Below are 26,090 nucleotides of genomic sequence, written 5' to 3' on the forward strand. Positions count from 1 at the left end.
GTCAAACGGCGTGCACCATCGGCCCGATGCCCTGCCAGGACGTTCGGCCACGTGCACGTCCCGAGTTCCGCGGGCTCGAAGGGCTGCAGAGACGGCAATCGCCTTCCTCCGACCAACTTCCAGCCGCCCGCGAGCTCAGCGATCACTTCTATTTCTCATAGAGGACTGTGTTGCGCACCATCTGATGTTCATCTGGCAGATTACGGCCCAGGACGAATTCGTTCAGCACGACTGAGGCCGTTGTTGGGGGTAGATTACTGAATGAGTGCCCTTGCCATTCCGGCGTAAGCAAAGCAGGGCGAAGCCCAACAGCGACTTGCTGGTTGGAGCTTGCAACGCCAAGTGGGACAGTGACTCCTTGTATTTCGACAGGCCCCGTACACGCAAAACCCTCCAGTTCGAGCAGCCGTTGGAGATTTCGCAGCAAATTGGCCTGCGCGGCGGGTGACTTCTCCTTGGGCAGCGTGCCATCGAGCGCATAGCGGAGCAGCTCGGCTCCGAGGTTTCGGTCAAGACGTTCCTTGAGGTACTGGTTATGATAGTGCCGCAGGCAACTCTCGCATGACTGCTCGCAGTGGGCGGGGCATTCCTCCAATAGCTTGAGGGTCTGCTGGAGGATTTCCTCGATGTTCCGCGCCGCGAGATCGGCGTAGCCGGCCCCACCGGACAAAGTATCGTATAGGTAGACGTCGAGCAGCAGCGTGTCGTCTTCCGGGTTCGGGACGACACGGAACCCGGCACCGAACTCAGAAGGATCGAGGTCGATTTGTGGATGCCGGCTGGCTGCCAGGCGCAACCCTTCGGCAACCGAGTACAGGGAGTCTTCGAGTATCCTCAATTGCAAGGGGTCGCCCGTCTCGGTGACAAGCGGCTGCCTTAGGTTGATACGCAACAACAGCAAATCGGTGGAGAAGACGTGGCCTAGGAACACGTTTTCATAGGTACCAGGACACTGATGCCCCGGCCTCGGCTTCCGGTACGAGAACTCAATCTTGTAGGGTCGGCTGTGGGACACCTGTGGCTGCTCGTCGACCGAGGCGCGTCCGCACTGGTTGCAGATCCAGAATCCGCTGCGACCGTCCGACGTCTCCTGTCCCTTGTTGACGGTCACCAACTGGCGGTCGGTGGTGACCACGTACATGAGGTTGCGGCCGACGGGTCGCAGGCTGGGCAGATCATCCTTGCCCACTGGGACGGGAAACTGCGCGGCCGTCGCGTAGGTAATGTCCTGATCGCGATCATCGTCCTTGAGCGCCCTGCCTTCCTCCGGCAGGAAGACTTGCGGCGCCACCATGTGCGTGTGTTTCAGGTCGCTTTCGCACACCGGGCAACGCGCGCCGCCCTGTGTCACGTCATTCAAATCCGCGACAAAGCTGCAGTTCTCGCAGTGCACCAACGTGTGGCGTTCCTCAAAGATCGCCTCTGCGCGATTCTCGACGTCGGGCAATGTGTTCGCGACCACCCCGCCGGAGCGATAGGTTTCCTTGTTGATGACAATCAGACGGCCGGGCGCATATTCGCTCAGTGCCTTGCCAATGGACTGCTGCGGCCGTTCGACGACCTCCATCTTCCACTCGTTGTTGCGCTGAACCAGGCGCTCCACAAGGAAACTCGATAGGTCCGTGGGGAAAGCATAGCTGGGCAGCAAACCCTTGGCGAATAGGAACTCCAGCAGCTCTTGATCAGCGATGGCCTCGCGCTCGGAACGCCGATCCTCCTCCTCCTCGCCGCCTGCGGCAACCTCACCTTCGCCTGCGGCGGTTGCTGCTACCAGTTCAGCCCGGAAACGGGCGAGAGTCGCCAGCAAGGCTTCGGCCTCATCGCCGATCCAGGCGTCGATCGTCCGGGGGGCGACGCGGAGGTTGTCCGGCAGCCAGTTGCGAATGAGAGGGCGCAGATGGCCGGTTGGCGTAAGAAGCTCCTTTCGCACCCACATGTCGAAGCTTGCAATATCGAGCCCCGACATGGGCTCACCGAGGAAAAAGTCCGTAGCCTTGCCAAGTGCCCGGAACAGCGCAGACGATCCCGCCCCGACAGACACATCGTGATGGTCCATGTGGTTGTGGAAAAACGTTTGGAAGAGGTAGGCGACGATGTGGCGCCGCGCGATCTTTGGGTTGTCGACCTTAACGTCGGGGTTGCGGGGATCGCCCGCGACGATCTGTTCTGGGTTGTTGTAGTAGTAGCCGTCGTGAGGGCCATTCTGCGCGTAGGTCAGCACAGTTGAAAGCGACGAGCCGCGGCGTCCCGCCCGGCCGGCTCGCTGCTGGTAGTTCTCCCGCTGCGGCGGCACGTTCCGCAGGCCTACCGCAACAAGGGAGCCGATATCGACACCCACTTCCATGGTCGTGGTGCAGCTCAGCACGTCAATAGGCTTGTCGGACTTCGCGATACGGACATCCTTGAAACGCAGTTCAAATTGTTCAGTGGTCGCGTGCACCCGTGCATTGTCGCGGTTTGACAACTGGGCGGTATGTTCCTCGACCGAAATGCTGCGTAGTTGCGCACCGCCGGTCAGCACACGTTCCACCGGGGCACGCCAAAAGCCCTTGCGCGCCCTGATATACTCGCTCTGGGAAGGCGTGACCGACTCCAAGGATCCTGAACCACAAGCCGCGCAATGACCATGAACGGTCATCGGCAATAGCGCGGTACAGTCGTCGCAGTGATGCCAAGTCATGTCCAGGTCGATGTGAACGATGACCTTGGCGGGATCGATGAAGATCGCGCCGGTGGAGTCAGCCAGCCCCAGTTCGTTCGCGAGTTCCTTCTCGACCAAACCGAGGGTAGTCAGGTCGATCTGCAGGGCGGCGGCCAGCGCGGGCCGGATTGCCTTCGGAAAATTGCCATTGCTGCCCCACGCGTTCCTCCAGCGGCCTGCCGCCGACCCACGGACGTTGCCTTCGATGGTATGGTCAAAGGCGTAGCCGTCCGCCACATGCATCAGCCACGCGGCGGCCAGGCCGGCCATGTCTGCGGCGGGAAGCGCCGGCATCAAAGGGGCGGCCACACTAACAAGCTTGGCCAGCGCGCGCCGGGCCGGAAAGAGGCAACCGACAGTCGTGCCGGCCAGCGAGTAATATCGGCCGCACAGTTGCCTGAGGAGAGCCATCCTGTAGCGGCTGGGCGGCGGTCCGGGGTCGAAATCGGCCAGCAATTCCTCGATAGGTTGGTCTGCATGGTCCTTTTGGAGGCGCCTCACCTGGTCCTCGATTGTTTGCGCGTCCTCCCGGTCAAAGATTGGCAAATTGCTGTCGCTCAGAACCTTGAGCACCGCGATGTAAAGACTACGGTCAGGCCGCGGTTCGCGACCCGCCTGGAGCAGCGCCCGTGTGGCCAGCGACAACACTTGCCGGAAAATGTCTTGCTCTACCTCCCGCGGAATATCGCGAGCCAACCGGGCCGCCTTCTGCCGGCCGTCCGAAAAGAGAAGGACCTTGCGACCACCGTTGGGGTACTCTCGGGTTTCGGTCCGCGAAGCCGGTTGGCTGTCCAATTGCGTCTTCACTAAGTTGGCGAACGGCGCTTCGCCCTTGGTGGCGTGGTCCATGATCGTGGATGTCTCACTGCGCAGAGTTGGTTCGCCGCAGACACAGCAATTGCCAAACCTTACGCCGTTCTTGACCCAGTCTTGGTTCTGGGTGGGCAGATAGACGCGGGTAAAGCCTTCTGCCGGCCGCTCGGCGCTGTAATTAAGACGGCCGCTCCGGATGTCGAGCCAGGCGGAAACGCAGTCGAGAAAGCTCGGGTTGGGCGGTTCCATCAGCACTTCCACTTCAACCAGCGGCGGCTGGCGGCCTTCACGGAACGGCCCGGACGGTGTGCTCCAAAGGAAATCAGGTTGCGGTCCATCGGCGTAACCCCGCAAGTAGGCGGTACCGCACTCACGGTGCGTAAGGAGTTCGAAGACCCGCCCGCCGCACTGGCACTGCCGGCGGTGGTGGGTATGGAGCCTGCCGAGAATCCGGCCAGGTCCCTGATGGCGTGCATGGGCACAGTTCGGATCGACGCAGGCGAATAGCCCCGGCAGGCCGCGAAAGAACATGTGCAGGCGGGTAGGCAACAGTACGCGGTCGTCCGCTTTGCGGCGCGCAAAGGGGGCCAGCGCAAGCAAGGCCGCTAGAGCGCGAGTACCATCGGGATGGCGCTCAAACAGTTGCTCCTGCAGGGCGTCCAGCGCCAGAGCCTTGCCGGATACAAGCTCGATGAGCCTTTCGAGCACAGGAAAGCCAGTAAGGTTGGCAAACACGTAGTCGGGCAGGTCTTCGGCTGACGTCGGTTCTGACCAGCCCATCCCAGCAGCCAATGCGGCCACCGCGTCTCGCGCAGTCTCTGGATGGGTGGCGTATTGTTCGAAAGCTGCCAAATCAAAAACCGCGAGCACATCGGTCACGCGGTCGCTAGGCGGGCCGCTGCCGTGGCGCTGTTCACGCGTACCCGTGATAACCGCGAACCCACGCCGGGATTGGCGCGGTAATCCAGTGAGATTGCGCGCGAACTCGTCGATCGCTGCCTCGGCGGCTGTACCCTGCCCCAAGCTGGCGCTGGTCAGAATGAACCGCACGCGTTCACGCGGCACGTCAAGACGTGCGAGCAGGCGTCTGATCAGCAGAGCAACCTCCGCACCACCAGCGCCCCGATACATGTGCGCCTCGTCGAGCACCAGAATCAGCTCATTGGCGCTGTCGGCGTGCAGCCACTCCTTCGTCTGCTGGAAGATGGACCGCTCGATTGGCCGCATCAGCATGTATTCAAGCATAGAGTAGTTGGTGATAAGGATATCCGGGCATGCCCGCTGGGTTTCATCGCGAGTCATCATCTCGCGGTCGCCAGGCTGGGTGATGAGGCGGCGGTCCCAATGACGATAGCGCCGTGGTGCACCGCCTTTTGGATTGGGCTTCAGTTCCTCGTGTTGCTTGCCATAGAACGCGGTCAGGTCCTTTGAAGGCCATTGCCCAATCTTGGTAAGGCCTGACACTGTCTCGGGTGTTGCCATCAAGGGCAGGTAAAAGCTCTCGAACAGCGGCTCGATACGCTCGCCGTCGCGCTTGGCCGAGCGGAGTCCTGGATAGGGCGATCGGCCGGTATAACTGCCAAAGCGCACCGGCCGGGCGCGACCCGCCGAAACAATGGCCGATGCAACCTCGTCGCCGAACAGGCGGCGAATGCGGCCCAGTTGATCATTGACCAGAGCGTTCATCGGATAGAGCAGCAAGGCACGGCAGCCCGGTAGCGCCGCCGTGGCTGGCCGGTCGCGTGCCTCTTGGGTCAGTTGGCCGATGATCGGCATCAGGAAGCTCTCGGTCTTTCCCGAGCCGGTACCCGTGGCAACGATCAGATCGGAGCCCGCAAAATACCTCTCAAGGGCTTGTGCCTGATGGACGTAGGGCCGGGGAAACAAGCCGACTTTTGCCGCTGAAAGCTCCGCCAACACCCTTGCCACCGCTGGGGGCAGATCAAGTTGGTCATAGGGAGCCCCTAGTTCATAGACCGGAGTAGACTCAACAAATGGAGCCTGCGCGACCGCGCCGTCCTCCTGCAGTAGCAGCCGCCGCTCTTGGATGAGTGCCTGGTTGCGCACGTGGTACTGCGCCTCAATGTAGCCGCGCAGGCTTGAGCCCAGCCGCCCAACCGTGGCGTGTACGCCGTGCTCGCTCTGCTCAACCCCGTTGCTCACAGCGCTCCCCCTCTCAGTTTTATCCCAAGCCGCCCAAGCGCGTGTGTCACGAACGGCATGGCGCGAACCGGGAAGGCCATGGAACGGACTGACCGGGGAGTTGTGTCGTCATATTCCCAGCCAATCGCGAGAACGCGGGCCTCCTCCATGGGCAGATCCTTGGCCAGCGTAACCTGCACCAGATCATTGTCCCGCCTCACATTTAATGTGCGTGTAGCGCGAAGCGCGTCGTCGTAGGCAAAGCGGAACCGACGCGCGTGTCCATGGTCGACCGTTGCTGCACGCCGCAGTAGTAGCCCATTGGCTGTAGGCTCGAACTCTCCGAGATAGTACGGTCGGTTGTAGAGTGACGTTGGCTTTGCCTGCGCGCGGCACAGCCGCAAAGAGACACCGGTGAGTTCAACCTCACGGGCATTTATCCAGCGTGATCGCGACTGCTGCACAGCTTGGTCCGGAGCGTATACTTCGAGGTGGTCGGCTGGCATTGTCGCCTGCTGGAGACGTGGGCGATAGATCTTAAGCGCCTTGCCCATCCAGATGCCGATGGGTTCGGTGCGACCGAGCCAATCATCAAAGCTCTGCACGACCATCTGCGTGACGCCGGCATTCGCATAGCGCATGACCCCTGCCGCGACAAAGCCGCCTGGCGGGAGAGCGCCAAGCAAGAAGGACACGCTATCCGATAGTGCAACTGAGCGCGGAGGCGTTGACTTCCAGTAGCCTCCAGGTGACCGCCAAAGATCGCCCGTTTCCTCGAGCGCCTCCAGCACCTTGTTAGCCAGCGGACGCGCCTCGGCAGGCGCGAGCAAGCCTCCAAGATTTTTTTCGATCATGTCGGTTAGGCGCCCTGTGAACACGCCGTGACCATCCCGCGCTCCGTCTGCATCGCACGCAGCGTGCAGATGCGCAGCAATCAACGCGCGCCGAACCGCATCCGGGGGGCCTTGGACCGACAAGCCGATCGTCACGCTCGCCAGCGCCTCGGAGGCGGAAAGGACACGCAGTGACAGGGCCATCTCGGTGCTACTCCCTCCTGATACCAGCTAGGTCGAGCAGGAGTTGGAGCCGTGTGTCTACATGGTCCTCGCTATCGATCCGCCCGCCATCGAGTTCGTCCTCGATGTCCTCCGGTGCCAAGCCCGTCATGCGCCAAAACGGCCACAACCAGCCATAGGAGGTGGATTGGAGCGAGGTAGGCGCATTTGAAGTACGGAAACTCTCAAGCGTGGACATGAAGGCTGTTGCAGTCCGCTCGATGCGCGGGTTGCGCAACGAACGATCCTTCCGCAAAAGCCTCAGCAATTCTTCCGTTTGGGCTTTGCCTTTGGAGAGTTGCATCGATAAGGCCTTGGGATCGAGCGACGCCAGTGCCCCTGCCGAGACAACGGCGTTTGCCTTGGGGAAAATGCTCCAGTCCAGCACATCCGCGTCGAACACCGGTCCCAGTTGGAGATAGAGCGGCTGCTCTGGAAACGTCGAAACTCCGTCTGCCAGTGTTGCCACGACCACGACGCTTGCGTCCCGGACCAGATCCGCGATCGCATCGGCCAGCAGCTCGAACGGCGCATTGTTGACCCGCTCGAGCACCACCGCCCCGATCATGCCATCCCGGTTGCCAAATGCCGCCACCACATCGGTGTCGAGCGTCGCTGCATCGACAAAACCGACCGGCACTCGCGCCCGCACCAGATGCTTTCCGGCGAGCGCCATTGCCGTCGCACGGGCCAGCTCTGTCGAGAATGATCCCTTGAGAAACAGCACCCTGCCAGTGACCACAGCGGCGAGCACTTCCTCGGCAAAGACTGCGGCGCCCGGAGACTTGAGGCCAAGCGCAGCGTAGTTCGATGTCAGCAGGGCCGCAGCCTCTGTACCCGTCGCCAGGGCCTTGATCGGATCCGGTCGTTGCTCCAGGGGCACAACCCGTAGCGATGGGGTGGAGGCCACGGATGGTGCCTCGGTCTGCACCGGAGCCGGGCTGGCGTTCTGCCCCAGTTGCCCAACCCTCTCGGCGATGTCGGCAAGCTGTTCTTGCAGTTCCGCGGTGTGCTTTCCTGCCTGGTCCTCGGTGTCGCTCCAGAGCGCCTCGAGATCGGTCACGCTACGTTCAACGGCCTTCAGGCGCCCGTCTGCCGCGTCGCTGACGCACGCAACGGCCTGACCATGGGTTTCGAACTCCTTCCGCACAGCCGCCAGTTCGGCAATCACGGTTTCTAGTGCGCGCGTAGAGGCGCCCTCTTCGACCACCGGGGCTGGCCGGGCCGCGAGACCGGTCACGGTCTCCGCCAATCGCGCTACCTCGCCTGCCAACCCCTCAACGTCGCCCTGCAGGCTTTTCAACAGTTCCTCATAGCCTTGCATACGCTTCGGAAGAATGGACAACTCCCGGTCTCTCTCTACCGCCATCAGCGGTTTGGCGCTGCTTGCCAGCCGCTCAAGCGTATCGGTGGTTTCGAAGGGGCTAAATTGGAGAAGCCGAGTGATCGTCTCTGCAGCACAATTGTTGAGAAAGGACTGTCCATGCAGACTGCGGAACAGCGTTTCTATCTCCGCTTGCGGCTGGTCCGCGACCACCTGCGGATGGTCTTTTGCTGTTGCATTCTCGATCGCGTCGAGCAACGCGGCGAGACCCTCGACATCCTTCAGGTGCTGTGCCGCCCACGCCCGCCACAGATAGTAGTAGGCGTTGTCTGCACGCTCCTTGGCCTTGGGAGCGCCGCCCTTCTTGAGAAAGTGATGGAGAAGCGCCTGCTTGCGCTTCGGAAGGCTAGCGGCACTATCCTTGCGAAAGCCGTCAACACTAGGCAGCACACTCATCAGTTCCCGGCTGGTCTTGCTGGTTATTTCGTTGATGAAGGCCAGCAGTTCGCGATCACCAAGCGCGCGTAGCCGCTTGACAGCCTGCGGTGTGGGCGACGGCTGGGTCATGTTGCGTCCCTGTTTCCGCGAATACGGGTCAAGGCAAGACGGTGGTGAGCCTCAAGCCAACGCGGCGCAATCATGGCGCGCAATGCGGTCGAAAGTGCCTCGTCGGATTGCGACCTTGAAGCAATGCCCGCCTGCCCAGCGGCGGCGAGAAGCCAACGGGCATGCGCACGCGTGGCTGGTGGCAGGTGCCGGGTCGGCCCAGCCGTGGCCACCCGCATATCGAACCACCACGCGCCGAACGGACCCAAGTCCAATACCACGTCGCGTTTGGTGTCACGCAGGGCGTCTTGGAGTTCAGCGAGGGCTTCCGTCGTCACTGTCTCGGCTGCCGAATGGAGATCTGCGGCGGTGGTCGCGAAGACGTGCTGGGCCCAATCGACAGCCCCCGCCGACCGTGACCGAAGGCTTGGAACAAGTCCGCGGGGAACATTGAGGCCAGAAAGGTCGAGCGAGCCGGCCCGCACCTGCTCAAGTAGGGGCCGTGCATCGGCCGAGCTCGCCGAAACTGAGCGTGAACCAAAGGTCAGAAGAGCTCCCCTTGCAGCTCGCACAACAGGTCTGACCAGTACCTCTGGCAATAGCCACCCCTCTGCCTCCAGAACAGGCGGCTCGGCCGCCGGAAAGCCGCTGATTCGTATGAATTGCCATTGTCCCCGTGCAAGGGGTACGGACGCGCTGTCATCACCGCTGCGTGCGAGGAGGCTTGCCTCACCGTGGCCATCGCCTGGATGGATCGCCAAGGTGAGTTCGCCCCTGGTGTCCAGGACAAGGCGGGCCGATGTGTCGATGAAGTGCATGGGCGGTGACACGACGCCCCACCGACGTTTGGCCTGCTGCACCGCCAAACCGGTAGCCCGCCTGATCCACTCTGCCAGCCCTTCGTCGGCCACCTGCGGAAGCGTGACCAGCAGGCAGCTCCACTGCTTCAGGTCGGCCAGACGGGTGACTGCGAGTTGCGGCGGCACACTCGTAACAAGCTCGGCACGCTGCACGAAATAATAGGTAGCGCCCGAGTCCAGGCCGCTTGCCAACGCCTGTCGGCTGCCTCTGCCGGCCGAAAAGACTGTGCTCCGCACGGAATCCAAACCGGGTATGCGCTCCTGTACGGCGATGCCAAAGGCGTTGTCCACGTCTCCGCTGACCCAAGCCACGCGAAACGTCGAGGAGTCAGGGTTAACCGCGTAGGCCTGGGCTCCAACGTGCAGCCGGGCACAGGCTACCTCGACCCGGAACCCGTCGCCACCACCGTCGAAGGTCAACCTACCTCTCGGGGTAGGCGCACGCGGAATCTGCACCTCAAGGCCCCAACGGGCCGATACCCTGCCCACCGGCGGCTGCACATGCAGAGTAAGGGCAAGGGGCAACTGAGGTGTAGCTGGCTCTGGCCGCGCCTGCACGGCCGGCTCCGCCCCTGGCCCCTGCCATCCCTCGGACGCATGATAAAGGTAGCACTCCGGCCGCGCGGCACCCGAGACGTGGGCAAAGTACGCATCGCGGTAGGTGCCTTGCCGGGGGCTAACCCGCGCATCGCACACAGGACAGGAGTAGCGGCGGTACCGCTGCGCCAGTGGGGCCTCTACCTGCTGTCCGCTCGCAACGTCGATGGCGAAATACATCCCCTCAGCCCGTGCGACTGGCGGGTTGCGCAGACTGTTCCTTCAACTCGGCAAGGCTACCGGCAATGGTGCCGTTCACCAACAGCGGCACGCGGTCTTTGCGCCAATTGCGATAAGCCGGCTCGCGGATGCCGCGCGGGGCCATCCAGCGGCTTACGGCCAGCGCCGATACGTCGGCGACGCTCAAAAGGTTGCTGTAGTCAGGATCGGCCCCGCTTCCGCCGAGGATGTCGACCGCGTTAGCTGCCAGGCTGCACAGGAACACTTGCCGCTGAATGCCGTGTTTTAGCAATGAGTCTTTGAAGCCCAGCCGCGTCAGCGCCGCCTTGATGGTGCGCAGCCGCCAGTTCGGTCCCTTGCCATACTCATGGTGGTCGGCATAGTCGTGGCTGAGCTCCCGGAGATAGGCCCGAAGTTTCTCGAACAGGGCGTCTGTAATATGGAAGTGCCCCCATCCGATGGTATAGCCCACCGGCTGGAAGTACCGCGTGCCGCCAAGGGCCAATCGATTATAGACCGACGAACGGCCCATCGATGAGCTGGTTGTGACCATCAGCAGGCTGGCGTGCTTGGCGGCTCCCGAAATGATGCCGATGGACTCACCGTAGGTGTCCTTGAAGTCCCGCACTACTTCCTGGGTTCGCACCAGTGCAGCCACAGCCTTGCCGCCGAGCAGGAACGAGTACGGCGGCACCGCACCCAGCACATAAGCGTCCAGCAGGTGCACCAGCCGCAACGAACGGTCAGCCGAGTTCCAGCCGACCAACTTGTCGCGTACCGACAGATTGAAAACAGGGTCGCCCAAAGCGACAATCCCCGCCAGTCGGTCGTGACCCTCGTCCCACACCAGGTAGCGCAGGCGGCGGCCAAACCCTGCCGATACAGGTACGGACCAGGTTAGCGTGGCCAGTCGGAATAGGTCGGCATCCTTGGTATCGCTGCGCACTCGCCGAAGCGCCAACCTGACGTTGGCAGGTTCAATCTCGTCGCCGTCCGCAAAATGCGGCAGGAGTTCCTCTGCACATCGGGCAAGGAAGACTGTGTTCGCCTCGAGTTTGTCCCTGCGTTGCTCGCCATGGAGCTGACGCACCGCCTGCTTGTCTTGCCCTGGCGGCAACAGCAAGCCGTTCTTACCCTTTTTGAACCCAAGGCGCTTGAGATGCTGGCGGACCGCGCGTTTCAGTTGCACTTCCGGCGTCGGAAACTTAACTAGTATGCCCCTGCCCATCGGCGCTTTTCCCCCAATCCCTCTGGTTTTTCCAGATTATTGTTTGCATTCTTACAATCAATCAACAGTCAAAGCGTAACGGATGCCTAGAAGGTAAACCACAACTTGGTACCCGCAAAAAGCTGAGATTCGCCAGCTCTGTCGATCCTTCTATCCTAATGGCCCACGACAATAGCCCGGATTCTTCGAGGACGGTCCTGCCCCCCTTGATGCTGAGGACGTGTTGGGCGGCGGTGATGGACGAACCAGCCGCATTGGCGTGGAAATGCTACCCGCTATACCTCACCGCCACTCGTGGCGTCGGGGAGACTGCTTCAGTGCTAAAGTCCCTTCACAATATCGGACATTTCGAATGGACGGTGACGTCTGCTTTTCGGAACCTGCATAGCAGTCCGCAATGACCGATTTGGCGCGAAGGAGCCATTCGCAACCGGCGTACACATGCCAGTGCTGGAAGCGCATGAAACATTTCAGGAAAAGGCCCATTCCTCGTCGGCCGGCGTGACTAACCCCTGCCGCAGCCGTCTATGAAGTTCAAGCCACGACGGGTCCGTCACGAAGCCTTTCATGCTTCCACATGACTTGGCGAAGGAAATGTCGCCCAAACGGTCGATAAGATCACTCATCGCGCCGTTCCTGCCATTTAGGAATAGCTCGAGCGGATCATCATCACACTCAATTACCCGATGTCCCCACGCACCCGGTACGTCGTCGGTTGCGAGAGTCTGCCGAAGATCTTCATCCAAGCCTGCGGCCTCGAGCGCCCGGGAGACGACATAGCGCATCAGGGGGTAGTAGATCGGCTGATAGCTGCCTCCAAGCGCGCGCACGCCTGGCAGGATCGACAACACCAGAAACATCAGCAGGAGATTCGGGATAAGGCTGCGGTTTGCCAGCCGCTCGAGGATGTCGGGGGCTGTGAAGCACGCCACCTTCATACCGGTCGCAGGATCGATGAGTTCTCCGGCGATCAGACGCAGCGGAAGGCGTTTGCCATTTTCATAGAGCCAGAAGAAATCAGTCCCGCGCGCGAGCCAGCCACTCCAGGGGCCGTACGCGAGCCCGTCGAGGCCGGCAAGAATGTTGGAGGCGAACCTCGGGTCGTCCAGCAGTCTCATGCGTAGCCAGGAATTTTCGTCCGACAGATGGTCGGCCACCAGGTCGGCGATATCCTCGTCATCGATCTGCAGGAAGGCAAAGTGGTCTCCGAACATTTTTGGCCAAAGGATGAGATTGGCTGCCTTGATGGCATGCGCCGGCCGGTCGAATTGCGTTTTCGGCAGAAGGCTACGAAGCAGCGTGAGCGCGTCTCCCCCAGTGTTTGGCTCCGTAGGCAACAACTCGAACCTATAGGGTCCTGGCCCGGCTAGCAGGCTGTATCCGATCATCCGGCTTCGGCTCAGGCCGAAGACGTTGACCGGCTTCCCGTCAACGGTGAGCCAGCCTGGTCCCTTGCGTGGCTTTTCGACGAGATTCACAGTCGAAACGGCGTAGGAAACGTAGGTCGAACAGCCATGGGCCGAGAGACCAAGGAGGCTGAAGATATGCGTGTAATAGGCTTCCGGCTCCATGAGGAGAAACAAATGAGGGCCTGTCTGCAACACGCGGCGCCTTTCGAAATCCCTGCAGATTTCCGAGGCGGTATCGGCAGACAACCCGTTTCGTGTCGCTGCCTTCCTGATGATGTCGAGTAGTTTGGTGAAGGCGCGAAAGCGGATTTCTGGCACGGACCTGGTAGCTGGCGCCTCGAACAGGCGAAACGCATAATCGCGGATCGGCCAGGAATGGTATGGGCTCATCCAGGGGTAGAGTGCCGTCAGCGACCCCAGGACTGCCTGTTTCGCATCTGCGCCTGCTGTTAGCTCTTCCACCTCACGATTCACCTTTTTCTTGTGTCTGAATTACACCGACGCTCAAACACGAAATACTGATGAGGAGCACCACTCCGAAGCTGAAGAAAATCGTCGAAGGAAATGCTCGATCTCCTACAGCGGCGGCGATGCCGAAGACGAGTAATCCGAGCGCCACGGCCACACTGTGCATAATGCCTTTTGCCCGGCCCAACAGATAGACCGACACTCGCGACTGCAATGTGACTTCAACGCTGACGCGTCCAAGATTGTACAGAAATCCGAGCGCGGCAAAAAGGATCACTGTCCAGGGCGTGCGCACAGATGTCAGCGCCATGAGGACCAGCGCCGTTAAGCCCAAAAGCATGAGATGCCGCGGGTGGGTACTCATCGCTCTTTCAATCCGGAATAGAGAGACCGCACCGATCAGTGAGCCCGCCGACCATGCAGCCTCGAGGTAGCCGAAATCCACGGCGGTACCCTTCTGCTCCTGGAAGACGAAGCTCGATCCCATGACGCTGACAAGCACCGCGCTTGTATAGAGAAGCGCGTAGACGACAATGAGACGACGCAGGCTTGGATCGAATTGTGCTGCCGAGATTTTGGCGATGCGGACATCGCGCGAAACCGGTTCCAGCCGCATCAAGGCCAGGCAGCCGGCTGAAAACAGGAAGAAGGCAGCAAGAACGGTGAATGGCAGGGCTGGGGAGCGCTCATGCAGCAAAGGCCCTGCAAGCAGAGCTGCGCCGAGATTGCCGACCTGCATGACGAAGAAGGCGGCGGAATTCGAGGCTACAGGATCCCGGCCGTCAGCGATCACGGGGATCATTGATTGAGAGCTCGTTAGCGCGACACGGTCGCAAAACGAAAACAGGGCCGCTGACAGGCAGATGATCAGAAACACGTCCATGTAGAGGAGCGCGCAAGCGGTAGCCAGCATAACGACGAAGCGGCTGAGGTCTGCCGCAACGTTCAGGCATCGCCTGTCAAATCGATCCGCCGCTACGCCGGCCAGAGGGCTCGCGATGAATTCGGCAATGCTTGCGATCGCAAGGAACGTCGCCACGCCGGCGGTTCCGTACCCTCGCTCGACGAGAATCCAGGCGGATGCGATGTAGTAGCCGTTTCGGGCAACAGCCGCCGATAGCGTGCTGGCCAGGAATCCGAGGCAGGGATTGGACCGGCCGGCCCGTCCTTTGCCATGATGAATTCGAACCAGGTTTGACATGAGCGGCGTATCCCGGGCTGACCGCCGATGGATACCTTCTTCCGCCAAGCCTGCTTTACTGTGATGTTGGGGATTTCCGATACTTGCTGAGAACCGACAGGCGGCGACCTAGATTCTGCACTTACGACGAAATTCCGTCGGGCCCGCACCGAAAGCCCGCTTAAAGGCGGTCGCGAAATGGCTCGAGCTGCCGAAACCACATTCCATCGCGATTTCCGTCGCCGACAGATTGGTCGATCGCAGCATGTCCGCGGACTGCTCCAACCGTCGCTGCGCAATGAATGCGTGCGGCGTCATGCCTGTCGACTGCTTGAAGGCCCTCCAGAAATGGAACCGGCTAACCCCAATTTCTTTTGCCAGATCGGCGAGCGTAGGTCTGCCGTCCGACAACGTCTCGATCATGTCCACCGCCCGCTTGAGATCGAACGATGACAAACCGCCTTTTGCCGGCTCCTGATGGAAGCCGTTCAACCTTAACATTTGCCCGAGCAATTGCGTGGCCTGGCACTCCACCATCGTTGCGCTGATGGGGTCAGGCTGCTTGAGCTCCAAGGCAATCCTCTGCAACGCCAACTCTGCAGTGCCGTCCCGAAATCCGATCGAAGGCGGCAGCACTGCCGGGCGATGGCGAGCCATTCCCGCAAACACCTCGTCGGCGAACCCTTTTTCAATTGAGACCAGGAGGTAGGAAGCGGTCGCGTCCCCCTCGTCCCACCCATTCCAATCACTGCCCGCGGGCATGAAGATGATCGAACCGGCCCGGCGCGGCAAAAAGGCAATCCGGCGCCCATCCACAATGTCTTCTCCGCGGGACGCCGTGCCCTTCAGGTTCATCAAGAACACATGGCTTGGCTGGAGGAGTCTTGTCTCCTGACGCTCAAGCCCGGTTCTTTTGACTACGTCCGCCCGCACGCTCCCCCAACTCTCATACTTGTGGGCAAGGGATTGGTGCCGTGAACGGCGATTCTCGGTCGGGTCTAGGACAAGAGTATTCACGTATCGACAGCCTCCTTACTGGCGAATGGCCAGTCGTCGCATGATGTGGCGAACCACGGGTTGCTGAACAACACGCAAATAACTCTGGATTGGTAGAAGATGTGACTTTAGCGAAAAAATGGCAAACGAGTGAAAGCCGCCTGTATCCGGCAGGCCTACCAGTTGGCTCAGCCAATACTTGAGCCCGGCGAAATATTAGACCCCACTTATCTTAGTGGAATTTCCCCATCGACGTATCGGCATCTCACCGACGGAACGGTGCTGGAGGCATACTGCGATGCGTGGACTCGACGACTTTCTGGCTGAGTGCGACCATGGCCCACGGATCAACGGACTAGCCGGCTTTTTCGCCGCGACCGCCGCTGGCAAGAGCGGGATGCCAATCCGCAAGCCCGTCGCCGACGCCCGCCTGCTGCCGAGCGATAAACTGCTGCGCGACCTGGTCAGCCTGCATGCGGCACGACAAGGTTTTTTCGACCAGCACTATCACGGCAGCATTCCTTACAGATTGGAGGAAGAGTGCCGGATGGCCCACGCAGTGCTGAAATACGCCCGGCATCGTGGCGCTCCGCTTTCGCTATACAGCCTTGGAACAGCGGAAGGCACGATGGCAAGAACACTGTCCGAACTGTCGGAGGGACAGATACGCACACTGTCCTGCAGCCCGAACGCGGAGAATTACAAATGCTTCAAGGCTTATGGCGAACCGCCGCATGCAGACTTTTTCGTCGGCCCCTTTCACCATTTGACGAAGGACGTCCTGCGTTCAGACCCGCGACTGGCAAATTTCGCCCACGGGTTCGACATTATTCTCGAAGATACGACCTTCCAGATGTACTCGCCCAATCGATCGGGACAGATCGAGTTCGTGACCCAGCACCTCAAGCAGGACGGAATCTTCGTCTTCGTCGAGAAGTTTCGGGCAACCGAGGAGCCGGACTACAGGCGTCGCGAATACCAGAAGGATTTCGGCTTCAAGGCGCGCTATTTTCCCCCAGACGAAATCGAGAAGAAGCAAACCCTCGTTCTGGACACGATGTTCGGCAATGAGGTGACTTTGGCAGAGATGGCTGACGTAATACGCGCGCATTTTAGCTACTGCTCTCTGACGTGGAACAGCGGAAATTTCTGTAGCCTCGCGGCGAGCAACAGCGAGGAAAACCTAAACCGGTACCTCTCCCAGATGGCCACTCCGGCCATTCCGCACGAGTACGTCTACGAAACGAGCTTGTGTCCGCCCCTGCCCGTTAGCGTCCCCGCCGCGCAGGAATAGGCTCCTGCGCTTTGGGACAGGTCGACAACACGTTGCGCCGTTTGGACCATGTCTTCGCAGCTGTCGATCATGGTAGCCTCAGGCAGGCCGCAAGAGTTCTCAGGGTGAGGGAGTCCTGTGTCAGCCGCAATATCGTTGCTCTCGAGCAATTGCTGGACATGCAGTTATTTGACCGCGACGTCCATGGCGTTCGGCTGACCGAGGCAGGCCGGGCCTGGGTCGATCTTGTCCGGGCCCATTATGAAGGCTTGCAGGATGCATTGGCTGCAGGTAGTCGCGGTCACCAGGATGCCAAGACGATCAGAATAGGGTTATGCGCCCAGATGGGGCGCACGTTCGTGGCACGTCTCATCGATCGTTTTGGCCATTTGCATCCGGACGTGTGCGTCGTGATCGAAGACGTTCCACTCGAACAGTGCCTGGCGGCTATACGCCGCCGGCGCCTCGACATCGTCTTCACGCACGGGCTTGAGAACGCCGCTTTATGCCGTAGCGAGATATTTGCGCACGAGCGCTTGTTCGTTCTCCTGCCCTGCCGCCATCCGCTTGCTGAAAAAGCTGCGGTTACATGGGCAGATCTTGCAGATACGTGTCTACTGGTTTCAGGCGGATCCTCCCGGGATCTGCGTTTGCTGCAGCATATCGCTGCGAATGGTGGCCCCACTGTCCAGATATGTCGCGCCAGCGAAGCAACGGTCATACTCAAGGTGCAACTCGGTCAAGGCGTGGCTCTGGCGGGCGAGGGTTTTGCCAGGACAGTCGCCATCGACGCCACGGTGTGGAAACCGATCAGTGGCCGGAGCAGCATCAGTTCGATCAAGGCAGTGTGGCTGGAATCGAACCCAAAGCGTGCGCTTCTGCGGCTGGTAGGGACCGCAAGAAACATGGTGGCAGCAACGCGATCCGGGCCTACCCCTGTCAATGCAGGAAGTTCGGAGCGCCGCGGCGCGATTTCTGAAGCCACGCCATGACTCTGAGGCGCAACTAACGCGGTTCGACTTCGGTCGCCCGGCCCTTAGCCGCTTTCCGAACGCTTTGCCCTCGCAAAGCCCCGATCCGTCGCAATGAACCGCTCCAACATCGCGACGATGAGGCGCGGCGCATCGGCTGGCCGTTGCCCCGCTTCGCGGCCGAGGATCTCGGCATAAGCGGTCAGATTGCGGTGCAGTGCCGCAGGGAGTTCCACCACGACCTTGACGGGTTTGTCGTCAGCAATTGGCCCCAGTTTCAGCTTGGCCATTTCAGCCCCCATAAGGTTCGAGTACGAGATCGCGTGTGACGATCACCCGCACCGGGAATCCCGGTCGGATGGTGAGCGTCGGCGCTATGTTGAGCTGCCGCTGGACGATCTGCTGGCCTGTCTGGCTGATGCTGTCGGAAGCACCCTGGCGAAGAGCGCGCATGATGTCGCTCTCCTGGCCCGATGAGCCTGCTTGCGCCCCGATGCTCAGAACCGTGGAAAGTGCTGCAGCCTTGAACAGCTCGCCCCAGTGATAGTCGACGCCGTCCTCGAGACCAGCATAGCCCTCAGCGTCCGCGCCAGGCTCACGTTCCAGAACGATGGAGCGGCCGTCAGGAAAAATCAGCCTGGTCCATACCAGCAACACGCGACGCTGGCCGAAGCCGACACCATTGTCATACTGGCCGATTAGGCGCGTCCCCTGCGGAATGAGACGGATGTGTCCGGTGGGGCTGTCATAGACATTCTCCGTTACCTGTGCGGTAATCTGACCGGGCAGGTCTGAGCGAATGCCAGTGATGAGGGCAGCTGCGATGACGGCGCCCGCCTGCAGGACGTTTTTCGACGCCGGCGCCGCAACACGATCCGACGAGACGGTGCGCTTGTCAGGCGGCTGGTCGAGGAACGCAAGTTGCCGGTCTTGCGCCGAGGGCGTCGCTGGCTGCGGCGCGAGGCCAAGGTTGGCGAGATCGGTTTGTGGCATGGTGTCTGTCGTGGCTCGAGTGACAGTCGCGTCACTAGCGGGCCGCGTTTGCGTGGACGCGAACAGACGCGCGGTCCTCGCCGCCTCCAGTTCCTGCTCCCGGCGCTGTTCCTCTGGATCCGGTCCGACCGAGCCCGACGACGGCGCTCCGGTCGCCGGGCCGCCATTCTGCGCGTTGAGGATCGGGCGGCCGAGATCGCCGGGAAGCGGTGGGCCAAGCTTTGGAACGCCGGCATAGTCCTTTGGCAGACCGGCGAGCCCATCGGGCGTCGAACGATTATCGGTTGAATAGAGCTCCTGACCCTGGCCGTGTTGACGGTTCTGAAGCGCGTAAATCAGCGCACCGCCGACACCGAGGCTAGCGGCGAGCCCCAATCCGGCCAGCGCCTTGCGCGACAGACGCGTCACGCGCGGCGGCTCGGCGCGCAGCCGCATGGCCGCGGCCGGCTTACCTGTCAACGGCCGGGCGTCATCCTCGACCGGTGCCTCCGGCCCGGCGTCATTCACCGGCCCCCGGCCTTCTTCCTTCCCGGGATCGAATTTGTTGCTCACGATGCCGGCCCTCCGCTGTCTCTTCGGACGTTCGTCGCTTGCGAAGCCTCACCAGGGCTTCGCATCCATGACAATGGACTGCTCTTCACCCCATCGGTTCGGGAAACGCGGACGCGCTTCTGGTTCTTGCCGGCGCCGAAGCGCAACTCGGCGGCGGCAAACAGACGATCGACGATGATGTAGTTGCCGCGCACGCGATAGTTGACCAGCTCGGACGTGTCGCCTTCCGGCCCGACCACGAAGAGTGGCGGCATCTCGCCCTGGCTGATGCCTCGCGGGAACTCGATGAACACCTGCTTGCCATCGTCGAAGGCGCGCAACGGGCGCCAGGGTGCGCGATCGCCTGTCACCTGGTAGCGGAAATTGACACGAGCGAGATCGATGCCCGTCGAGACCGGCTGCGCAGCCTCAGCCTGCTGGTTCTGCCTGCGCAAGGCGATGAGTTGGTCCTGGGGGTATTGCCAGGAAACCGATGCCATATAGGTCGACGGCGTCGAGCGCAGTTCCATGTGATAGGTACGCCGATCGGTATTGATGACGAGATTGGTGAGAAGGTCGGCGCGCGTCGGCTTGACGAGGATGTGGACCTGCTTGGCCCCGCCGGTACCGCTTTCGGTATCGCCGATGATCCAGCGCACGGTGTCGCCGGCGGCGACGGGACCGGAGCCGACGAGCTGCTCGCCGGACTGGAGCGCGATGTCGGTGATCTGCCCCGGCGATGCATAGACCTGATAGAGCGCGCCATCGACGAACGGATAGATCTGCATCGAGTTGATGAAGCCGTTGCGCACAGGCTGGACGCGCGCGGCCGCGTTTGCCAAGTTCACGCGCGCGGCCGGATCGGTCGGTTCCGGCTCCGGCTTTGCGGCCTTGCCGACCGGCTTCAACTGGCCGGGAAGCGGCAGCGGCCTAGACAGCTCCACCACCTTGACGGGCGGGGGCGGATCGAAGGCCTGCACGGCCGCAATCGGTTCGTCATAGGAGATCTCCGGCGGTCTCTGCTTGCTGGCACAGCCGGCGAACACCGAAGTGCTGAGCAGGAATGCCGGGAACGCGGTTTTGCGCAAAACCGGCATCGCGCGGATGAGGATTGCCGGGCACCCTGCACGCCAGGGTACGGCTTTGTAGAGTGTGGGCGTCATTGTCCAAGCTCCTTCGACCAGTTGATCGCGTTGATGTAGATGCCAAGCGGGTTCTTCCGCAGCGTGTCGGCGTCGCGCGGGGGCTGCACGACGATGGTGAGAATGGCGGACCAGCGCTCCGTTGATGCGAGCGAGCCGTCCTGATAACGGCGTTCGGCCCAGGCGATCCGGAAGCTCGCGGTAGAGGCGCGGATGACCGACGACACGTCGATAGCGACCTGTTGTTTGCCGACTTTGGTGAATGGGTCGTTGGCGCGCGCATAGTCGTTGAGAACAAGCGCCCCGCCCTGCGTCGTGAAGTCATAAGCGCGCAGCCAGTTCTGCCGCACGATGACCGGATCGGCGGGGATCGACCTCACCTGTTCGATGAAGTGCGCCAGGTAGAAGGCAATCTGCGGATCGTTCGGCTGATAGTCGCCGGCCGCAGGGGCGACAGCCTGCGCTTGGCCGAGACGATCGACCTGCACCACCCAGGGCACGATCGAGCCCTTGGCGGATTGCCAGACGAGCGCGGCGGAGAAGCCGGCGGCGAGCGCCAGGCAACCGAAGGCCATGGTGCGCCAATTGCGCGCCTGCACGCGAGCCGAACCGATGCGCTCGTCCCAGACCTGGGCAGCGCGTTGGTAGGGCGTCTCGGGTTTTGGGGATTTGCCGTAGTGCGTGGACGGTCGTTTGAACATGCTCAGTCTCTTTCAGAGAGGTTGATCGAGGAGCCGCCGCCATGGCTGTCGCCAGTGCGAACGGCGTGGGCGGCGGCCTGAACGCCATGGGTCATCTGTTGCGAGCGCTTCATGCGCTTCGCCCAGGCGGGCTGACTTTCGGCGGCGGAGGACGCGACGGGAGTGGAGCCGGCTTCGGGGGCGTTCGCGCCGATTGTGCCAGCGGTGGATGATCCGCCCGTCGCCTCGAAGGCAGCGCGAGCGCCGGACTGGTAGCTGTGCTTCATGCTGCCGGCCGCATTATTGGCCGCGCGCTTGAGCGGTGAGATGGCACCCTGGGCACCGGCGCTGATGACACCGCCGAGCCCGGATGCAACGCTGGAAAAGCCTGACTGTCCGGCGGCGCCGAGGCCGTAGGCTGTGGATGCCCTGCCCGCGGTGGCGGCACCGCCACGGGCCGCCGCCGCCGCACCGCCGCTGACAGCCGCGCCGCCGGACACGACTGCGCCGGCAGCCGCCGCGCCCACTGCTGCCATGCCGCCGGCGGCAAGCCCGGTGCCGACCGCCGCACCGGCGCCAAGCTGCGGGCCGCCGGAGACGAGACCGTTGGCAATGCCGGGTCCAAAGATGCCGAGGCCGAGCAGCGACAGCGCGGCCAGCACGATCGCCATGGCGTCGTCGATCGACGGCGTGTTGCCGCTGAAGCCCGCGGTGAACTCGGAAAAGAGCGTCGAGCCGATGCCGATGATGACGGCGAGCACCAGCACCTTGATGCCGGACGAGATGACGTTGCCGAGCACCCGCTCGGCCATGAACGCGGATTTGCCGAACAGACCGAAGGGTATGAGCACGAAACCGGCGAGCGTCGTCAGCTTGAACTCGATCAGCGTGACGAAGAGCTGGATTGCCAGGATGAAGAAGGCCAGCAGCACCAGCGCCCAGGCGAAGAACATGCAAGCGATCTGGATGAAGTTCTCGAAGAAGGACCAATAGCCCATCAGGTTCGAGATCGAGTCCAGCAACGGCCGGCCGGCATCGAGCCCGGTCTGCGCCACCTTGCCCGGGCGCATGAGATCGTTGACGGTAAAACCCGTACCCGAGGCCTTCAGGCCAAGCCCGGCGAAGCTTTCAAAGACGATGCGGGCGAGATTGTTCCAGTTGGAGATGAGATAGGCGAAGACGCCGACGAACAGGGTCTTCTTGACGAGGCGCGCCATGATGTCGTCGTCCGCACCCCAGGACCAGAAGAGCGCAGCCAACGTCACGTCGATGACGATCAGGGTCGTGGCGATGAAGCCGACCTCGCCGCCGAGCAGGCCGAAGCCGCTGTCGATGTAGCGCGTGAAGACTTCGAGGAAATGGTCGATGACGCCCATGCCGCCCATATCAGCGGATCTCCGGCCGACGCGGCTCGACCTGCATCGCGGGAGCGGTCACATCCATCCGCGTCCTTTCTTTCCGGTCGGCTGACGCCGGCACATCAGGGAATAACGTTTTCGGGGCAACGGCAGCAGGCGCCGTTGCCGAGTCACGTTGACGGAGAAACCGGCGCCGGCTGTCTGCCCACGCTTTCAGACAACCGGGATCGCGAGGACCGGCCTCGCCGATCCCGGAACAGCGGCGCAATTCGGCCGCGAGTGGGTCTTGTGACGCGATGGAACGGTCCCGCGTCGCAAGGGCGTCAGGCTCATCGTCTTTGCTGCTCATCTCGATTGCGGTCACTGTCAAAGCGACCGCGATGAAGATGACCGCGCTGATGCGAGCGAAGATCTTTCCATCCATCGCGCCGGCCTCAGTTTTTGCCATAGAACATCTGCGCACTGCCGGGTTGGTAGCCCGAGCCCTGCGTCAGGAAGCGGCGGCGCTGCTCCCGGCCCTGGTCGGCAGCGGTGGCCTGTTCGGCCGATTGCAACGCTTGCGCCCGACCGTTCGCGGCGACGACAGCGGTGAGATCGGCAAGCTGCTGCGCCTGAAGCGCGAGGAGCTGGTTGCCGGCCTGTGTTGCCTGAAGCGCTCCGGTCGCACCCTGGCTCTGGCCGACCAGCGCCGACATCTGCGTTCGATTGGTGTCGATGTTGCCGACGACTCCCGCCTGCACACGCATGGCATCCTGAAGGCCACCAACCGTGTTGCCCCATCGCGAGCGCGCGTCGGCGACGAGTTGCTGATCCGAAGCCGACAGCGAGACGTTGCCATATTTCTGCTGGAAGGCCTGATTGACCTGCTGGACGTCGTAGGCGACGTTCTGCGCTTGACCGAGCAGTTGCTGCGTACGCTGCACGGACTGCTGGAGCTGTTGCAGCGAGGAGAACGGCAGGCTAGCGAGATTGCGGGCCTGGTTGATGAGCATCTGCGCCTGGTTTTGCAGCGAGGTGATCTGGTTGGTGATCTGCTCGAGTGAGCGCGCCGCCGTCAGGACGTTTTGCGAATAGTTCGACGGATCGAAAACGATCAAGGCGTGTGCCGGCGTCGCCAGCATTGGCGCGACGGCGGCGGGAGCGACAAGCAGGGCGGCGGCTAGCCGCATGCCAAGGGATCGGCGCATTTTCATGGGGACTTCTCCTTGTTGGTGAGGGCGGGACTGGTTAGGGCAGGAACGAGTTCAGCGGCCCAGCCGACGCCACGGTGGCTAAGCCAGGCAGCGAGGAACCCGTTGCGGCCATGCTCGGCGGCGATGCGGGCGATCGCGGCCTGGTCGGTCTTCGCGGATACGGCGCAAAGCGCGAGCGCCACATCCGACAGACCGAGTTCGAACAGCCGATTGCCGCGACGGGACTGGCAGTAATAGTCGCGCTTCGGCATCGCCCGGGCGATGATCTCGATCTGCCGATCGTTGAGGCCGAAGCGGCGATAGATCGCGGTGATCTGCGGCTCGATGGCGCGCTCGTTCGGCAGCAGAAGCCGGGTCTGGCAGCTCTCGATGATCGCGGGCGCGATTGCCGAACCATCGATATCGCTGAGGGACTGCGTGGCGAAGATGACGCTGGCGTTCTTCTTGCGCAGCGTCTTCAGCCATTCGCGGAGCTGGCCGGCAAAACCGTCATCGTCCAGCGCAAGCCAGCCTTCGTCGATGATGAGAAGGGTTGGCGAGCCATCGAGCCGGTCCTCGATGCGATGGAAGAGATAGGATAGCACCGCGGGCGCAGCACCCGTTCCGATCAGCCCTTCGGTTTCGAATGCCTGGACCGACGCCGATCCGAGATGCTCGCGCTCGGCATCGAGCAGGCGGCCATAAGGACCTCCGACGCAATAGGGGCGCAATGCCTGCTTGAGATCGTTTGATTGCAGCAGCACGACCAGACCGGTGATGGTGCGCTCCTCGACAGGCGCTGAGGCCAGAGAGCTCAACGCCGTCCAGATATGCTCCTTGACCTCTGGGGTGATCGTCACATTCTCGCGCGTCAGGATCGCCACGATCCAGTCGGCGGCCCAAGCGCGCTCGGGGACATCATGAATGCGGGCGAACGGCTGAAGGCTGACGCTGTCGATTGCCCCATCGCTGAGATCGCCGCCGAGATCATGCCAGTCGCCGCCCATGGCGAGTGCCGCGGCGCGGATCGAGCCGCCGAAATCAAAGGCGAATACCTGTGACCCTGCGTAGCGGCGGAACTGCAGCGCCATCAGTGCCAAGAACACGGACTTGCCGGCGCCGGTCGGGCCGACGATCAGTGTATGGCCGACGTCACCGACATGAAGCGAAAGCCGGAACGGAGTCGAGCCTTCGGTCTTGCCGAAGAGCAGAGGGGGCGCTGCAAAATGCTCGTCCCGTTCCGGCCCCGCCCACACCGCGGAAAGCGGAATGATGTGGGCGAGATTAAGCGTGGAGATGGGAGGTTGACGGACGTTGGCGTAAACGTGACCCGGCAGGCTGCCAAGCCAGGCGTCGACGGCGTTGATGGTTTCGATGATCGCCGAGAAATCGCGCCCCTGGATGACCTTTTCGACCAGGCGCAGTTTTTCGTCGGCGATGCCGGGATCATCGTCCCACACCGTCACCGTCGCGGTGACATAGGCCATGCCCGCATAGTCGGCGCCGAGCTCCTGCAGCGCCATGTCGGCATCGGCGGCCTTGTTTGCGGCGTCGGTGTCGACGAGGACGGACGCCTCATTGGTCATCACCTCCTTGAGGATCGCGGCGACCGATTTGCGCTTGGCGAACCATTGACGCCGGATCTTTGTCAGCAGCCTGGTCGCATCGGTCTTGTCGAGCAGGATCGCGCGTGTCGACCAGCGATACGGAAACGCCAGCCGGTTCAATTCGTCGAGCAGACCCGGCGTGGTCGCGGTCGGGAACCCCGTGACCGTGAGAATGCGCAGATGCGACGCGCCAAGCCGCGGCTCAAGCCCGCCGGTGAGCGGCTGGTCGGCCAACATGGCATCGAGATACATCGGCGTTTCAGGAACGCGGACACGGTGGCGATTGGTCGAGACGCAGCCATGCAGATAGGTCAGCGTCTCAGCATCATCGAGCCAGCGGCACTCCGGCATGAAGGCTTCGACAAGGCGCAGGACGCGGTCGCTGCGGTCAGCGAACCCGGTCAGCACCGCGTTGGGGTCGAGGCCCTTCTTCTCGCGCCCTTCGTAGAGCCAGCTTTCCGCTCGCGCGGTGTCCTCGGCGGGCGCAAGATAGGCGAGCGTCAGGAAGTAGCTGGACTCGAAATGCGCGCCGGCCTCCTCGAAGCCCGCCTTTCGTTCCGCATCGACCAGCGTGGAGGCCGCATCCGGAAAGCTGCTGTCGGGATAGCGGGTCGAGGCATGACGCTGCGCCTCGACGAAGATCGCCCAGCCGGAGCCAAGCCGGCGAAAGGCATTGTTGAGCCGGCCGGCGACGGCGACCAGTTCTGCCGGCACGGCGCTGTCGAGATCGGGTCCGCGAAAGCGCGCGGTGCGCTGGAAGCTGCCGTCCTTGTTGAGGACGACGCCGGCGCCGACCAATGCCACCCAGGGCAGGAAGTCGGCGAGCCGGCTGCTACGATTGCGATATTCGGCAAGATTCATCAT

At 62.1% G+C, this 26,090-nt stretch carries 18 protein-coding genes; 2 read left to right on the forward strand and 16 right to left on the reverse strand.

Features of this window, described 5'->3' with window-relative positions:
• Positions 1-148: 148 nt before the first annotated feature.
• From NKH91_RS03890 to NKH91_RS03925, 8 genes are all read right to left on the reverse strand, one after another.
• The gene (locus NKH91_RS03890) at positions 149-5,677 is read right to left on the reverse strand and encodes a DEAD/DEAH box helicase (protein WP_352677219.1); all 5,529 of its coding nucleotides are present in this window, start codon (positions 5,675-5,677) and stop codon (positions 149-151) included.
• On the reverse strand, positions 5,674-6,693 hold the full coding sequence (gene druD, locus NKH91_RS03895) for a Druantia-type antiviral defence protein DruD (RefSeq protein WP_352883436.1): 1,020 nt from the start codon (positions 6,691-6,693) through the stop codon (positions 5,674-5,676). Before druD ends, NKH91_RS03890 begins: the two co-directional genes overlap by 4 nt.
• Positions 6,694-6,700: 7 nt before the next feature.
• Positions 6,701-8,602 (reverse strand): hypothetical protein, encoded by a 1,902-nt coding sequence (locus NKH91_RS03900; protein WP_352677217.1) that lies wholly within the window; start codon positions 8,600-8,602, stop codon positions 6,701-6,703.
• Positions 8,599-9,732: a hypothetical protein gene (locus NKH91_RS03905; RefSeq protein ID WP_352883438.1), complete on the reverse strand. Its 1,134-nt coding sequence runs from the start codon at positions 9,730-9,732 to the stop codon at positions 8,599-8,601. Before NKH91_RS03905 ends, NKH91_RS03900 begins: the two co-directional genes overlap by 4 nt.
• A 490-nt stretch (positions 9,733-10,222) precedes the next feature.
• Positions 10,223-11,446 (reverse strand): Druantia anti-phage system protein DruA, encoded by a 1,224-nt coding sequence (locus NKH91_RS03910; protein ID WP_352677215.1) that lies wholly within the window; start codon positions 11,444-11,446, stop codon positions 10,223-10,225.
• Between the two features lie 470 nt (positions 11,447-11,916).
• Positions 11,917-13,329: a hypothetical protein gene (locus NKH91_RS03915; protein WP_352883441.1), complete on the reverse strand. Its 1,413-nt coding sequence runs from the start codon at positions 13,327-13,329 to the stop codon at positions 11,917-11,919.
• On the reverse strand, positions 13,319-14,524 hold the full coding sequence (locus NKH91_RS03920; RefSeq protein WP_352883443.1) for an MFS transporter: 1,206 nt from the start codon (positions 14,522-14,524) through the stop codon (positions 13,319-13,321). Before NKH91_RS03920 ends, NKH91_RS03915 begins: the two co-directional genes overlap by 11 nt.
• Before the next feature lie 108 nt (positions 14,525-14,632).
• Positions 14,633-15,358, reverse strand: a complete 726-nt coding sequence (locus NKH91_RS03925) for a helix-turn-helix transcriptional regulator (protein ID WP_352883445.1) — start codon at positions 15,356-15,358, stop codon at positions 14,633-14,635.
• Positions 15,359-15,797: 439 nt separating this feature from the next.
• On the opposite strand from NKH91_RS03925, the gene NKH91_RS03930 reads away from it, so the two are divergent.
• Together NKH91_RS03930 and NKH91_RS03935 are read left to right on the forward strand one after the other, a co-directional pair.
• Complete coding sequence (locus NKH91_RS03930; protein ID WP_352883447.1) at positions 15,798-16,793, forward strand: class I SAM-dependent methyltransferase; 996 nt, start codon at positions 15,798-15,800, stop codon at positions 16,791-16,793.
• 11 nt (positions 16,794-16,804) lie between these two features.
• Positions 16,805-17,764 carry a LysR family transcriptional regulator gene (locus NKH91_RS03935; RefSeq protein ID WP_352883449.1) on the forward strand — a complete coding sequence of 320 codons (960 nt, stop codon included), beginning with the start codon at positions 16,805-16,807 and terminating at the stop codon, positions 17,762-17,764.
• 44 nt (positions 17,765-17,808) lie between these two features.
• On the opposite strand, the gene NKH91_RS03940 is transcribed toward NKH91_RS03935, so the two are convergent.
• The 8 genes from NKH91_RS03940 to trbE are packed head-to-tail and all read right to left on the reverse strand — an operon-like array spanning position 17,809 to position 26,090.
• Positions 17,809-18,033, reverse strand: coding sequence for a DUF2274 domain-containing protein (locus NKH91_RS03940; RefSeq protein ID WP_352883451.1), 225 nt, complete (start codon positions 18,031-18,033; stop codon positions 17,809-17,811).
• 1 nt (position 18,034) lies between these two features.
• Positions 18,035-19,288, reverse strand: coding sequence for a TraB/TrbI/VirB10 family type IV secretion system protein (locus tag NKH91_RS03945; protein ID WP_352883454.1), 1,254 nt, complete (start codon positions 19,286-19,288; stop codon positions 18,035-18,037).
• Positions 19,285-20,430: a P-type conjugative transfer protein TrbG gene (trbG, locus tag NKH91_RS03950; protein WP_352883456.1), complete on the reverse strand. Its 1,146-nt coding sequence runs from the start codon at positions 20,428-20,430 to the stop codon at positions 19,285-19,287. Before trbG ends, NKH91_RS03945 begins: the two co-directional genes overlap by 4 nt.
• Positions 20,427-21,110: a conjugal transfer protein TrbF gene (trbF, locus tag NKH91_RS03955; RefSeq protein WP_352883458.1), complete on the reverse strand. Its 684-nt coding sequence runs from the start codon at positions 21,108-21,110 to the stop codon at positions 20,427-20,429. The genes trbG and trbF overlap by 4 nt, the downstream gene beginning before the upstream one ends.
• 2 nt (positions 21,111-21,112) lie before the next feature.
• Entirely contained in the window at positions 21,113-22,474 is a 1,362-nt protein-coding gene (gene trbL, locus NKH91_RS03960; protein ID WP_352883460.1) for a P-type conjugative transfer protein TrbL, read from the reverse strand.
• Between the two features lies 1 nt (position 22,475).
• Positions 22,476-22,895: a putative entry exclusion protein TrbK-alt gene (gene trbK-alt / locus NKH91_RS03965; RefSeq protein ID WP_352883462.1), complete on the reverse strand. Its 420-nt coding sequence runs from the start codon at positions 22,893-22,895 to the stop codon at positions 22,476-22,478.
• Positions 22,882-23,640 carry a P-type conjugative transfer protein TrbJ gene (gene trbJ / locus NKH91_RS03970; RefSeq protein ID WP_352883464.1) on the reverse strand — a complete coding sequence of 253 codons (759 nt, stop codon included), beginning with the start codon at positions 23,638-23,640 and terminating at the stop codon, positions 22,882-22,884. Before trbJ ends, trbK-alt begins: the two co-directional genes overlap by 14 nt.
• A complete protein-coding gene (gene trbE, locus NKH91_RS03975) occupies positions 23,637-26,090 on the reverse strand; it encodes a conjugal transfer protein TrbE (protein WP_352883467.1) in 2,454 nt (817 codons plus the stop codon). The genes trbJ and trbE overlap by 4 nt, the downstream gene beginning before the upstream one ends.

This window comes from Mesorhizobium sp. M0894, assembly GCF_040319725.1.
GTDB lineage: Bacteria > Pseudomonadota > Alphaproteobacteria > Rhizobiales > Rhizobiaceae > Mesorhizobium.